The sequence below is a fragment of the Rhizobacter sp. SG703 genome (assembly GCF_012275445.1).
GTDB lineage: Bacteria > Pseudomonadota > Gammaproteobacteria > Burkholderiales > Burkholderiaceae_C > Rhizobacter.
In genome coordinates this window covers 292,649-305,813 of sequence record NZ_JAAZQK010000009.1, presented here as the reverse complement: position 1 = coordinate 305,813, position 13,165 = coordinate 292,649, and the positions used below count along the sequence as shown (strand labels likewise).

12 protein-coding genes are annotated in these 13,165 nt (G+C 69.9%); 6 read left to right on the top strand and 6 right to left on the bottom strand.

Annotated features, from left to right (window positions below; all coding sequences use genetic code 11):
* Positions 1 to 40 precede the first annotated feature (40 nt).
* Positions 41 to 994: a LysR family transcriptional regulator gene (locus FHT26_RS20720; protein ID WP_168561981.1), complete on the bottom strand. Its 954-nt coding sequence runs from the start codon at positions 992 to 994 to the stop codon at positions 41 to 43.
* A 109-nt stretch (positions 995 to 1,103) separates the two neighbouring features.
* Between FHT26_RS20720 and FHT26_RS20715 the strand changes: the two genes are divergently transcribed.
* From FHT26_RS20715 to FHT26_RS20685, 6 genes are all read left to right on the top strand, one after another.
* A complete protein-coding gene (locus FHT26_RS20715; RefSeq protein ID WP_168561980.1) occupies positions 1,104 to 2,036 on the top strand; it encodes a dihydrodipicolinate synthase family protein in 933 nt (310 codons plus the stop codon).
* A 29-nt stretch (positions 2,037 to 2,065) separates the two neighbouring features.
* On the top strand, positions 2,066 to 3,043 hold the full coding sequence (locus FHT26_RS20710; protein WP_168561979.1) for a Bug family tripartite tricarboxylate transporter substrate binding protein: 978 nt from the start codon (positions 2,066 to 2,068) through the stop codon (positions 3,041 to 3,043).
* Entirely contained in the window at positions 3,033 to 3,728 is a 696-nt protein-coding gene (locus tag FHT26_RS20705) for an SDR family oxidoreductase (protein ID WP_168561978.1), read from the top strand. Before FHT26_RS20710 ends, FHT26_RS20705 begins: the two co-directional genes overlap by 11 nt.
* A gap of 33 nt (positions 3,729 to 3,761) precedes the next feature.
* Positions 3,762 to 4,928, top strand: a complete 1,167-nt coding sequence (locus FHT26_RS20700; protein ID WP_168561977.1) for a mandelate racemase/muconate lactonizing enzyme family protein — start codon at positions 3,762 to 3,764, stop codon at positions 4,926 to 4,928.
* 98 nt (positions 4,929 to 5,026) lie between these two features.
* Complete coding sequence (locus tag FHT26_RS20695; RefSeq protein WP_168561976.1) at positions 5,027 to 6,259, top strand: MFS transporter; 1,233 nt, start codon at positions 5,027 to 5,029, stop codon at positions 6,257 to 6,259.
* A gap of 165 nt (positions 6,260 to 6,424) precedes the next feature.
* On the top strand, positions 6,425 to 7,450 hold the full coding sequence (locus FHT26_RS20685; protein WP_246868020.1) for a phage tail tip lysozyme: 1,026 nt from the start codon (positions 6,425 to 6,427) through the stop codon (positions 7,448 to 7,450).
* A gap of 154 nt (positions 7,451 to 7,604) precedes the next feature.
* Here the strand turns inward: FHT26_RS20685 and FHT26_RS20680 are convergent, their stop codons facing one another.
* The 5 genes from FHT26_RS20680 to FHT26_RS20660 form a co-directional block, all read right to left on the bottom strand.
* Positions 7,605 to 8,075 (bottom strand): class I SAM-dependent methyltransferase, encoded by a 471-nt coding sequence (locus tag FHT26_RS20680; RefSeq protein WP_168561975.1) that lies wholly within the window; start codon positions 8,073 to 8,075, stop codon positions 7,605 to 7,607.
* 10 nt (positions 8,076 to 8,085) lie between these two features.
* Positions 8,086 to 9,264 (bottom strand): DUF4382 domain-containing protein, encoded by a 1,179-nt coding sequence (locus FHT26_RS20675; protein WP_168561974.1) that lies wholly within the window; start codon positions 9,262 to 9,264, stop codon positions 8,086 to 8,088.
* Complete coding sequence (locus FHT26_RS20670) at positions 9,261 to 10,106, bottom strand: DUF6502 family protein (RefSeq protein ID WP_168561973.1); 846 nt, start codon at positions 10,104 to 10,106, stop codon at positions 9,261 to 9,263. Before FHT26_RS20670 ends, FHT26_RS20675 begins: the two co-directional genes overlap by 4 nt.
* Before the next feature lie 146 nt (positions 10,107 to 10,252).
* Positions 10,253 to 11,836 carry a glutamine-hydrolyzing GMP synthase gene (guaA, locus tag FHT26_RS20665; protein ID WP_168562017.1) on the bottom strand — a complete coding sequence of 528 codons (1,584 nt, stop codon included), beginning with the start codon at positions 11,834 to 11,836 and terminating at the stop codon, positions 10,253 to 10,255.
* A gap of 22 nt (positions 11,837 to 11,858) precedes the next feature.
* Complete coding sequence (locus FHT26_RS20660; protein ID WP_246868019.1) at positions 11,859 to 13,142, bottom strand: MFS transporter; 1,284 nt, start codon at positions 13,140 to 13,142, stop codon at positions 11,859 to 11,861.
* Positions 13,143 to 13,165 lie beyond the last annotated feature (23 nt).

Sequence of the window (13,165 nt, the reverse complement as noted above, 5' to 3'; positions counted from 1 at the left end):
GAACGGCGTCCGCGCAGGCGCTGGCCGCTTTCGGACATGTTCATCGCGGCTCGAGCGCCTGCTCGACCACGGCCCAGAAGCGTTCGGCCGCCCGCGGCAACGGCGCGCGCGGCCGGAACAGGCGGATCTCGACCTCGATCGCCCACGGCGCGCCGCCGGCGGCGACCAGGCGGCCGGCGGCCAGGTCGTCGGCAATCAGGCTGCGCGGCAGCCAGGCCACGCCGCGGCCGTCCAGCGCCATCGTCTTCAGCACACTGGCCAGGTGGGCCGTCAGTGCCGATTGCGTCGCGGCTTCGGCCAGCGCGCTGCCCCGCAACGCACGCACCAGGCGGCCGATGCCGGACTCGGCGCTGTACTCCAGCAGCGGCACCGGTTTGCCGACGGCACCGTCGAGCGAGTGGCGCGGCCGGCCGGACGCGTCGGGCGCCGACACCGGCAACAGCGCGTCGTGGCCGACCACGGCCGAGTGGTGCGATGCCGGGTCCAGCCGGCTCGGCACCTGGTCATGGCCATGGCACAACAGGAACTGCACGCGGCCCTGCTGCATCAGCGCCTCGCATTGCTGCATCACGTCGGAGATCAGCTGCACCGGGCCCGGCCCCTGCCCCGACCCTTGCCCCGATCCCTGCCCTGGCCATGTCGCCAGCCGAGACTCCAGCCCCCGCAACCAGCCCGGCAGGAAGCTGAACGACAGCGCATGGGTGGACGCGATGCGCAGCGTCGCCGAACTCGCATCGGCCACCGCACGCGCCTGGTCGGGAATGCCCGCCACGCGCGTGAGCAGCTCCTGCGCCACCGCGCGGAACCACTCGCCGGCCTCGGTCAGCGTCGCGGGCTGGGTGCTGCGGTCGAACAGCACCACGCCCAGCCAGTCCTCCAGCGCCCGCACGCGGCGGCTGAAGGCCGGCTGCGTCATGTGCCGCTCCTGCGCCGCGCGCGAGAAGCTGCCGCTGGCCGCCAGGGTCAGGAAATCGTCGAGCCAGATCAGGTTCATGGGCGGTGCTCACAAGGCATGGAAGAAGACCCAAGCGGCATTGGCCACGGACGGCCGCGGCGCGCAAGATCCACGGCGATTGTTCAACAAACAACAGGAGACACGACCCATGCGCACGATCCGGAACTACCGCGGCATCATCCCCGCGATCGCCTGCCCGTTCACCGTCGACCACCGCATCGACGAGCCCGCGCTGCGCAAGCACGCGTCGTGGCTGGCCACGCAGCCCGGCGTGGTGGCCGTGATGACCAACGGCCACACCGGCGAGGTGTTCTCGCTGCTGCCGCGCGAGCGGGCCGAGGTGACGCGCATCGTCGCCGACGAGCTGCAGGGCCGGCTGCCGGTGGTCTCGTCGATCGTCTGCGAAGGCACGCGCGACGCCACCGAGCAGGCCGCGATGGCACGCGAAGCCGGCGCCAAGGCCCTGGACGTGATGCCGCCGCACCACTGGCTGCGCTTCGGCTTCCGGCCCGACCACGTGATGCGCTACTTCGAGGCCATCGCATCGGTCGGGCTCGACCTGGTGGCGCACGTCTACCCGGCATGGACGCGCGCGTCGTACTCGTCGGCGACGCTCGCGGAGCTGGCCCGCCTGCCCGCCGTCGCCGCGTTCAAGGTCGGCCAGCGCGACATGAACAAGTACGCCGCCGACATCGCCGCGATCCGCCAGGCCGATGCGAGCAAGGCGATCCTCACCTGCCACGACGAGTACCTGCTGGCGTCGATGGTGCAAGGCGTGGACGGCGCGCTGGTGGGCTTCGCGACCTTCATCCCGAGCCTGATCAACGACCTGTGGGAAGCGGTGAAGGCCGGCGACCTGAAGCGGGCCGTCGCGGTGCAGGCCGTCATCACGCCGCTGAAGGATGCCGTCTACGGCGGCGGCGAACCGACCGGCGAGGCCCATGCGCGCATGAAGATGGGCATGTACCTGGCCGGCGTGCTGGACGCGCCGACCGTGCGCCCGCCCACCGAGGCGCCGAACGAGGCGGAGATGGCCGCGCTGCGCGCCGCGGTCGCCCAGGCCGGCCTGCTCAAGCGCTGAGCCCACCCGGACAAGACACAGGAGACGACATGAATCGCCAACGCTTTCTTCTTGGCGCTGCCGCCGCTGCCACAGCCGCCGCGCTGCTCGGCCTGGGCACCGTCGCACGGGCCGAACCCTGGCCGGCCAAGCCCATCACGATGATCATCCCGTTCCCGCCCGGCGGCACGCTGGACGTGGTGGGTCGCCTGCTGGCGCAGAAGCTGGGCCAGCAACTCGGCCAGACGGTGATCGTCGACAACCGCGCCGGCGGCGCCGGCACCATCGGCGCCTCGGCGGTGGCCCGCGCCCCGGGCGACGGCTACACGCTGCTGTTCAGCGCATCGACCTTCACCACCACGCCGATGACGCAGAAGACCGCGGCCTACGACGTGGTGAAGGATTTTGCGCCGGTGGCGCTGGTGGCCAAGGCACCGCTGGCGATCGCGGTCAACAAGAACCTGCCGTTCAACGACGTCAAGGGCCTGCTGACCTATGCGCGCGCCCACCCGGGCAAGCTGACTTTCGCGATCGGCTCGGCTGGTTCGGCCGGGCACCTGAGCACCGAGATGCTGCGCCGCGCCGGGCAGATGGACTACCTGATCGTGCCGTACAAAGGGTCGGCGCCGGCCTACCAGGACCTGATCGGCGGCAGCGTCGATGCCTTCATCGACCCGATCCTCGGCTCGGCGTCGTTCGCGAAGGCGGGCCAGCTGAAGGTGCTGGCCGTCACGTCGAAGCACCGCGTGCCCAGCCAGCCCGACCTGCCGACCGTCGGCGAGACGGTGGCGGGCTACGAGTTCTACAGCTGGTACGGCCTGTGGGGCCCGGCCAGCCTGCCGAAGGAGATCGCGGTGCGCCTGAACGCCGAGGTCAACAAGGCGCTGGGCACCGACATGCGCGAGCAGCTGACGCCGCAGGGGCTGCTGCTGACGCCGGGATCGATCGACGACTTCGTGCGCTTCCAGAAGGACGACATGGCGCTGTCGCAGCGCATCGTGACCGAGGGGAAGATCCGTGCCGAATGAACGCCATGCGGTCGTGACCGGCAGCAGCTCCGGGATCGGGCGGGCCATCGCGCAGGCGCTGCTCGAAGACGGCTGGCTGGTCAGCGGCCTCGACCTCGGGCCGGCCACCCTCGACCACCTGCATTTCCATGCGCTGCGCGTCGACCTGGCCGACGGCGCGGCGACCGACGCCGCGCTGCAGCACCTGGCCGTCGCCCAGGCCTTCGTGCATGCCGCCGGCGTGCTGCGCGTGGGCAGCCTCGGCAGCCTGCAGCCCGCCGACGGCGAACTGATGTGGCGCCTGCACGTCGATGCCGCCGAGCGCATCGGCAACCGGCTGCTGCCGGCGATGGTGGCCGCGGGGCACGGCCGCGTCGTGCTGATCGGCAGCCGCGTCGCGCAGGGCAAGGCCGGCCGCAGCCAGTATGCGGCGACCAAGGCCGCGCTGGCCGGCCTGTCGCGCAGCTGGGCCGCCGAGGTGGTGGCGCACGGCGTGACGGTCAACGTGGTGTCGCCGGCCGCCACGCAGACGGCGATGACCGACGACCCCGCCCGGCAGGCTGCCGCGCCCGTGCTGCCGCCGATCGGCCGGCTCATCCGCCCCGACGAGATCGCCGCGCTGGTGGGCTTCCTGCTCTCCCCCGCCGCGGCCGCGATCACCGGCCAGGACCTCCAGATCTGCGGCGGCGCCTCGCTGCCGCGCTGAACCCCGCTGTGCCCCTCCCCAGGAACCCACCCCATGAAGATCATCGAGATACGCGAACAGACCAAGCCCATCCAGTCCAGCATCCGCAACGCCTACATCGACTTCTCGAAGATGACGCTGAGCCTGGTCGCCGTGGTCACCGACGTGATCCGCGACGGCAAGCCGGTGATCGGCTACGGCTTCAACTCCAACGGCCGCTACGGCCAGGGCGCGCTGATGCGCGAACGCTTCCTGCCGCGCATCCTGGAGGCCGATCCGGCGAGCCTGCGCGATGCAGAGCGCGACAACATCGATCCGCACAAGGTGTGGGCCACGATGATGACCAACGAGAAACCCGGCGGCCACGGCGAACGCTCGGTGGCGGTCGGCACCATCGACATGGCGGTGTGGGACGCCGTCGCGAAGATCGAGGGCAAGCCGCTGTTCCAGCTGCTGGCCGAGCGCTACGGCAACGGCCGCGCCGACCGCAAGGTGTTCGTCTATGCCGCCGGCGGCTACTACTGGCCGGGCCAGGGGCTGGACGGGCTGGAGCGCGAGATGCGCGGCTACCTCGACCGCGGCTATTCGGTGGTGAAGAAGAAGATCGGCGGCGCGTCGCTGGCCGAGGACTGCCGGCGCATCGAGGCCGTGCTGCGCCTGCTCGGGCCGGGGCAGAAGCTGGCGGTCGACGCGAACGGGCGCTTCGACCTGGAGACCGCGATCGCGTATGCGAAGGCGCTGTCGCAGTACGACCTGTTCTGGTACGAGGAAGCCGGCGACCCGCTCGATTACGCCTTGCAGGCCGAACTGGCGCAGCACTATGCGGGCCCGATGGCCACCGGCGAGAACCTGTTCTCGATGCAGGATGCGCGCAACCTGATCCGCTACGGCGGCATGCGGCCCGACCGCGACTGGCTGCAGTTCGACTGCGCGTTGAGCTACGGGCTGGTCGAGTACCTGCGCACATTGGAGATGCTGAAGGCGCACGGCTGGTCGGCATCGCGCTGCGTGCCGCACGGCGGGCACCAGATGTCGCTGGCCATCGCGGCCGGGCTGGGGCTGGGCGGCAACGAGTCGTATCCGGACCTGTTCCAGCCCTACGGCGGCTTTCCCGACGGCGTGAAGGTCGACAACGGGTACGTCACCTTGCCGGAGCTGCCGGGGATCGGCTTCGAGGGGAAGGCGGACCTGTACGCGCAGATGAAGGCCCTGGCGGGCTGAGCTGTCGCTGGGTTGTCGAGTCGGCCGGCCGTCGTTCGTCGTGGAGGTGAGGCGGCGCAATCGTTCCGCCGTGCCACCCACCGACAAGGAGCCGAACCATGCCTTCCTGGACCGACGCGCTGCGCGCGCACTATCGCTGGGTCATCGTGGCCGCCGGAGGCGTGCTCGGCTGCGTGGCGATCGGCGGGCTGTTCTCGCTGCCGGTGTTCCTGCGGCCGATCGCGCAGGACACCGGCTGGTCCACCACCGGGATCTCCGCCGCGATGACGCTGGCCTTCGCGGCGCTCGCGGTCGGCAGCATCGCCTGGGGCCACCTCAGCGACCGCGTGGGCCCGCGCAGCGTGGTGCTGGCCGGCGCCTTGCTGCTCGCCGCCGGTCTCGCGCTGTCCAGCCTGGCGACATCGCTGCTCGCGTTCCAGCTGTCGTTCGGCGCGATCGTCGGCTTCGGCGCGGCGGCGATCTTTGCACCGATGATGGCCTGCGTCACCGGCTGGTTCGACACGCGGCGCAGCCTGGCGGTGTCGCTGGTGTCGGCCGGCATGGGCATGGCGCCGATGACCATGTCGCCGCTGGCGGCCTGGCTGGTGCAGGGGCACGGCTGGCGAACCTCGCTGCAGCTCGTCGCCGCCCTGGCCGTGGCGATCATGGTGCCGGTGGCGTTGCTGGTGCGCCGCCCGCCGGCGCTCGCGCCGGCTGCGTCGGCCGCGGCACCGGGCGCGGTGCAGGAGCCGGCCACGTCCGTCGGGCAGGCCATCCGCTCCGCGCCTTTCCTGATCCTGGTGTCGACCAGCTTCCTGAGCTGCGCCACCCACTCCGGGCCGATCTTCCACACGGTGAGCTACGCCGTCACCTGCGGCATCCCGCTGATGGCGGCGGTGTCGATCTACAGCCTGGAAGGACTCGCCGGCCTGGGCGGCCGCCTGGTGTTCGGGCTGCTCGGCGACCGCTTCGGAGCCGCGCGCGTGCTGGTGCTGGCGCTGCTCGCCCAGGCGCTCGTGGTGCTGGGGTATGTGTTCGCGCGCGAGCTGGGAAGCTTCTACACCGTCGCCGCGCTGTTCGGCTTCACCTACGCGGGCGTGATGCCGCTGTTCGCGGTGCTGGCGCGCGAGAATTTTCCGTTGCGCATGATGGGCACGGTGATCGGCGGCATCACGATGGCCAGCAGCCTCGGCATGGCGCTCGGGCCGGTGCTGGGCGGGCTGATCTACGACACGCTGTCGAGCTACCTGTGGCTCTTCGTCGGCGCGTTCGCGCTGGGCATCGGGGCCTTCCTGTCGGCGCTGGCGTTCACGCGGCTGCCGCGTCGCCAGGCGATCGGCGCGGCGGCCTGAGCCCGCGCGCGGCGGGCCCTGCATTCGTGAGTCCGGCAGTGCCGTGCCGGCCAACAGGGCTTCGCATGGCCGCACGGCACTTCGCGCCGCTGGCCTCGCGAGGGACGCGACGGGCCGAGCATGGCGGATACCACCACACCGCTTGCCGGCCTGAAGGAGATCCTCATGAGCGTAGGCGTCATGTCGCCGATGTCCCACTTCGGACCGATGGGCCACTACGGCTCGATGGGCCACCTGGGATCCCCGGGCGCCACGCATGCCGGCGGCTGCCATCCGGTCGACGAGTCGGCCGACCTGCAACTGAGCACCGAGCTGCCGAGCGAGGAGCCGTCGGTCGAAGGCGCCTGCGGTGCCGAAGGCCAGGACGGCGAGATGGACCCGAACGCCACCACGATGAACCCGCAGCTGCTGGAGATGCTGGCGTACATGATGATGCAGTTCATGGCGGCCTTCCAGCAGAACCCCTCGCCGGACGGCGGCGGTGGTGGCGGAGGTGGCGGGGGTGGCGGTCTCTCGGGCCTTGGCGGCGTGGGGGGTGGTGGCGGTGGCGGATGGGGCGGCGGCGAGGCCGTGACAGCCGCACCGGTGGAAGGCGCGAACCCCGGCGCGCAGGCGATGCCGCAGCCCGAGCAGGGCCCTGCCGCGGTGACCGAGGCACCGGCCCAGGCGGCCCAGCCGGCCAGCGGTGGCGGCGATGCCGGCCCGCTGAGCGGCGCGGCCCAGACCCAGGCGCTGCAGCCCGGCGAGAGCCTGCAGGTCGCGCAGCAGTGGAAGGACAACCTGAAGAAGGACTTCGGCCTCAACGACGCGCAGGCCGCCGGCATCGTCGGCAACCTGTGGCACGAGAGCGGCGGCATGAATTCCGGCATCACGCAGGGCGGCGGCATCGGCGGGCCGAACGGCAACATGGCCGACGACAACGGCAACGGCTACGGCATCGCCCAGTGGGGCGGCGTGCGCAAGCAGGGCCTGATCGACTTCGCCAAGGCCAACAACATCGATCCGTCGAGCCAGGCCGCCAACTACGGCTACCTGAAGCAGGAGCTGCAGGGCGACTACAAGGGCGCGATCGACGCGGTGAAGGGCACGAACGACGTGGCCGGAGCCACCGCGGCCTTCTGCAACAGCTTCGAGAAGCCGAGCGACCCGCAGATGGCGTCGCGGGTGGAGTACGCGATGAAGCTGGGCTGAGCGGGCATCAGCCCTTGAGGTCGGGCAGCCGGCGGGGGTCAGCATCGGCGACAGCTCGAATCCGGCGATGCACTGGAACCGCGGAAGGGGGCTGCCTGGAGCTGACTGCCCCGTGCGATCTCGGACGAACCTCGAACTCTCGACCCGCCCTCGCCTAATCGCCGCGCCGGCCGGCCGGATGCCCCGCCACCATCGTGGTGCCGCCCGTGCGCACGCAACGGCGCATCTTGTCCACGTACCTGGCTCGCTGCGCTTCGCAGAGCATCGTTCGGTAGTGCCTCGCATCGAACCAGAGATCGTAGGCGTGGTCGGGCAGGTCGAGGTCGACGACGTCTCCCACCTTCCACGCGACGTACTTCGAAAGCGCGCCGAAACGCTGCTTCAGGTCTTCGATGACGGCGGCGGATCGTTCGACGACCGTCAGTTCCACATCGCATTCCATCAGCAGGTCTTCGAGATCCGCCCTGCTCTCCCCGCCGATGGCAATCACGGACAGGCAGGTCGGGCGAAGCCTCATGGAACGGCCGCCCTTGCCGTGCTCCCACATGGCCACGGAGACGGGCCCCCATCCCGGAGTGAAGGCGCGAGCCTGGGAGCGCGGGGCGTATTCTTTGGTGTGCGGCATCGTTGCGGGATCAGGGGAATGTGAAATTCAACTCGGCGACCGGGACCGATGTGTCCACCGCCTGCGTCTTCGAGACGCCGGAGGATGTGGCCTCCACGACGTAGTGACCCGCGGCGCCCGCGTCCGCCTTGAAGTTCAGCAACAGCGGATCGGCGGCGTAGGGCGATGCGACGGGCGCGCCGTTGGGCAGCAGCAGCTGGAAGGCGCCGGTGAGGCCATCGACGTTGCCGCCTCGGACCTCGACGGTGGTGGCGCCGCCGAGCGTTTGAAGCGCACGAACCGTGGCCGGTGCCGGCATCACCGTTCCGCCCACCGGCCGGTCGGCCGGCGTGGAGACCGGCGGAACGAGCGGTGCACTGGCACTGGCGACGTATGTGTACGCCGCGAGGGTCACGGGCACCCCCGTCATCACCGCCGTCACGCGGCCCGTGGCGCTGACCACGAGGTCGTAGCTTCCGACAGGAACGGGGTACAGCACGAACTTCCCGGTCGCGTCCGGCGCAGCGGCCTTCACCACGGTGCCGCCGCTTTGCAGCGACACCGTCGTTCCGGCGATCGAGGCGGCGGGGTCCACGTAGCCGACAACCCGCTGCCCGGCGTCCGACAAGACAGTCGTCGCGGAGAGGACAGGCTTCAGGTTGTAGCGGCCGGAGTTGCCGAGTCGAACGATCGACCTGCACGCGTCGAAGTCGAGGGCCACGTCGACGACCTTCCCGACAGGGACGTCCACGTCGAGGTTCAGCTTGAGACCGCTCTGCTCGGCGCTGGGTGTCTCGAGCGCCGTCTCCTGGCCACCGGTCGGCACCACCGAGTTGGCAAGCGGATGCGCCGCATCATTGGTCGCCAGCACCAGCCGAAGCTGGGTGTACCGGCCGGCCGGCAACGAGGTCTGCCCAAGGTCTTCCAGCACGCCGTTGGTGAGCGTGAGCAGGTCGATGCGACGGGCCGGCGACAGCACCACCTCCGACCAGCCGGCGTCGCCTTCACCGGCAGTCGGGCTCTTGTTCACCCGAACCCGCTCGATGGTGACATTCACCGCTTCGTACCCGCATGCCGGGGCGTCGCCGATCGACACCCGCATCGTGCCTGCGTCCTGTCCCGTCCCGCCGATCCCGCCGCCGCCGCCGCAGCCCGCAGCGATCAGGACGGACGCAACAAGGCCGGCGCCGGCGATTCTGAGTGTCTTCATGTCGAACCTCTTTGCGTGTCGGGAGCCGTCACCGGCTCCTCGAAGTAATAGATGCCCAGCCCGACGCGGGATCGAGGCACGGGGAGCGTGCCCGGCTCGTCGTCGACGTCATGCGCCGCAAGCCAGCCGTCCAGGGTCTCGAGCAAGGCTTGAGCCTTCGCGGCACTGAGCTTGCGGAACGCCCCCAGATCGCGCGACGGGATGCTGTCGTACATCACCTTGCGCTGGTACCGCGGGTCGGTCGAACCGTGCTGGATGTTGTGATCGATGGTGTCGATCAGGTCGGAGGCGTCGCGCCCCAGGATGCTCAGCTTTTCCAGCACGCCGGCCTGCGGCACGTAGGCGCGCTGCAAGGGCTCGATGAGCCCGTCTTCGCGCCTGCCGATCGCGCCGACGCGCAGCAATTCGTCGAGCACGGCCCGGGCAGGCATGTCGCCGCTGTACCGTTTGACGAGCGTCGCAAAGCTGCGCTCGCCGTCGAATTCAACCGGCAAGGGCTCACCGGAGGGGTCGAGGTAGTCCGCATCGCGGATCCATCCGGTGAGGACGCGGGCCGCGCGGTTGTACTCCTGCGCGGTGGCGGCGCTGTCGGGGCCTTCGCCATCCAGCAAGCGTTGAACATCCTTGCGGGAAAGGCCTGTCAGGATCGATGCGCGGGAGATCGATGCCTTCTTGCCCGGCAGCGCGAACTCCTGGAGCGCCACCTCGACGTAGACATGCTTCGCCAACTCCTGGAAGGCGGCGAAGGGGATCGAATGTCGAAGCAGCAGTCGCACCAAGGGCCGCAAGACGCGGGTGACGGCGCTGGCAAGGGCGTTCTGTACGGCAGTCGCTTGGTTCATTTTTGGGATTTTTATCCCAAATCATGAAAGAGTCAAATGCCTCCGCGGGATGTCTTCAGGGCGCCGGCTGCTCTGATTTGGACGCACCATGAGAAAAGCTCGCCGCAGCGAGCTTTTCCCGGATGAGAAACCAGTCGGCCGAGGCCTCACTCCCACTCGATCGTCGCCGGCGGCTTGCTCGACACGTCGTACGTCACCCGGTTGATGCCGCGCACCTCGTTGATGATCCGCCCCGACACCTTCTTCAGCAGGCTGTACGGCAGCTCGGCCCAGTCGGCCGTCATGAAGTCGCTGGTCTGCACCGCGCGCAGCGCCACCACGTAGTCGTAGGTGCGGCCGTCGCCCATCACGCCGACGCTCTTCACCGGCAGGAACACCGTGAAGGCCTGGCTCGTCAGCTCGTACCAGGTCTTGCCGGTCCCGGCATCGCGCGCGTTGCGCAGCTCTTCGATGAAGATCGCGTCCGCCCGGCGCAGCAGGTCGGCAAATTCCTTCTTCACCTCGCCGAGGATGCGCACGCCCAGGCCCGGCCCGGGGAACGGGTGGCGGTACACCATCTCGGGCGGCAGGCCGAGCGCCACGCCCAGCTCGCGCACTTCATCCTTGAACAGCTCGCGCAGCGGCTCCAGCAGCTTCAGCCCCAGCGTCTCGGGCAGGCCGCCGACGTTGTGGTGGCTCTTGATCGTCACCGCCTTCTTCGTCTTGGCGCCGCCGCTCTCGATCACGTCCGGGTAGATCGTGCCCTGCGCGAGCCACCGGGCCGACTTCAGCTTCTTCGCCTCGGCCTGGAACACCTCGACGAATTCGCGGCCGATGATCTTGCGCTTGGCTTCGGGGTCGGTCACGCCCTTCAGGTGGCCGAGGAACTGCTCGCTCGCGTCGACATGGATCACCTTCGCATGCAGCCGGCCGGCGAACATCTCCATCACCATGCGGCCTTCGTCGAGCCGCAGCAGGCCATGGTCGACGAACACGCAGGTCAGCTGGTCGCCGATGGCCCGGTGGATCAGCGCCGCGGCGACGCTCGAATCGACGCCGCCCGACAGCCCGAGGATCACCTCTTCGCTGCCGACCTGCTCGCGGATGCGCGCCACCGCTTCGCTGATGTAGTCGCCCATCACCCAGTCGGGCTTCGCCTTCGCGATGTCGAGCACGAACCGGTTCAGCAGCTCGCGGCCCTGCACGGTGTGCGTGACCTCGGGATGGAACTGCACGCCGTAGTAGCCGCGCGATTCGTCGGCCATGCCGGCGATCGGGCAGCTCGGCGTCGACGCCATCAGCTTGAAGCCGGGTGGCAGCGCGGTGATCTTGTCGCCGTGGCTCATCCACACCTTCAGCATGCCGTGGCCTTCGGGGGTGCTGAAGTCCTCGATGCCCTTCAGCAGCGCGGTGTGGCCGTGCGCCCGCACTTCGGCATAGCCGAACTCGCGGTGCGTGCTGGCCTCGACCTGCCCGCCCTGCTGCACCGCCATCGTGAACATGCCGTAGCAGATGCCCAGCACCGGCACGCCCAGGTCCCACACCGCCTGCGGCGCGCGCAGCTCGTGCTCTTCGTAGGTGCTGGCGTGGCTGCCAGACAGGATGATGCCCTTCGGTGCGAACTCGCGGATGAACGCGTCGCCGACATCGTTCGGGTGGATCTCGCAATACACGTGGGCCTCGCGCACGCGGCGCGCAATCAGCTGCGTGACCTGGGAGCCGAAATCGAGGATGAGGATCTTGTCGTGCATGGTGAAGCGGATGTCGGTGTCTTCAGGTGGCATCGGCCGGCGCGGCGGTGGCCGGCGCGGTCGACAGGGTCTGGCGAGAGAAATGGCGGATCGCGACGACGGTGGCCGCGGCCAGCAACGCGCTGCAGAAGAAGAACGGCGCGCCGACGCGCCAGTCGTTGTGCGGCAGGTGCGACACGACGCCCAGCAGCGGCGCGCCGATCACCGGCGCGATCACCGCGGTCAGGCTGGTCAGCGCGGCCATCGCGCCCATGGTCTGGCCTTGCGTGCGCGGGTCTGCGGCGTTCGAGACGATGCTCTGGATGGCCGCCGCCACCGTGAAGCCGAACAGGTTGAAGCCGATCACCGCGTACATCATCCAGCCCTCGGTCGCGAGCGCCCAGCCCAGGTTGGCCAGCGTGCTCGACACCAGGCCGATGGTGGCCAGACGCGTCGCGCCGAAGCGCTTCAGCAGCCGCTGCAGCAGCATGCCCTGCACGATGGCCGACGCGACACCGACGGTGAACAGCGACCAGCCGTTCTCGCGCGGGCCCCAGTCGAAGCGCAGCCCGGTGTACAGCACCCACGAGGTGTGCAACACGAACTGCGCCAGCGTGCACAGGCCCGACACCGCGATCAGCCCGCCGACGCCCTTCAGGCTGCCCAGGTGCATCAGCGCGGCCACCGGGTTCAGCGAGCGCATCGACGCCTTGTTGCGGCGCTCCGGCGGCAGCGATTCCGGCAGCACGAAGTACCCGTAGACCAGGTTCACCAGCGCCAGCGTGCCGGCTGCGAAGAACGGGTAGTGGATGTCGATGGCACCGAGCAGCCCGCCCATCACCGGCCCGAGGATGAAGCCGATGCCGAACATCGCGCCCAGCTGGCCGAAGCGCTTGGCCCGGTCCTGCGGCGCCGTGATGTCGGCCACGTAGGCGTTGGCCACTGCCGCGTTGGCCTGCAGCGCACCGCTGACCAACCGCACCGCGACCAGTACCCACAGCTGCGTCGCGAGCGCGGTCGCGAAGAAGCTGAACGCGAAGCCGCAGAAGCCGAGCAGCAGCACCGGCCGGCGGCCGTAGCGGTCGGACAGCGCCCCGAGCACCGGCGAACTGAAGAAGTTCGCGAAGCCGAAGGTGAACGCGACCGCGCCGTACCAGAACGCCTGCTCGGCCGGGTTGGCGGCGAAGCGGCCGACCAGCACCGGCAGCACCGGCACGATCAGGCCGATCGCCATCATGTCGATCAGCACCGTCAGCAGGATGAAGCGCATCGCGGCCGGGCGGCCGACGGGCGGCTGCGCAGGCGAGGTCGTGGAACTCGTCGTCAAGGTCGCTGGCGCCCGGGGTGCGG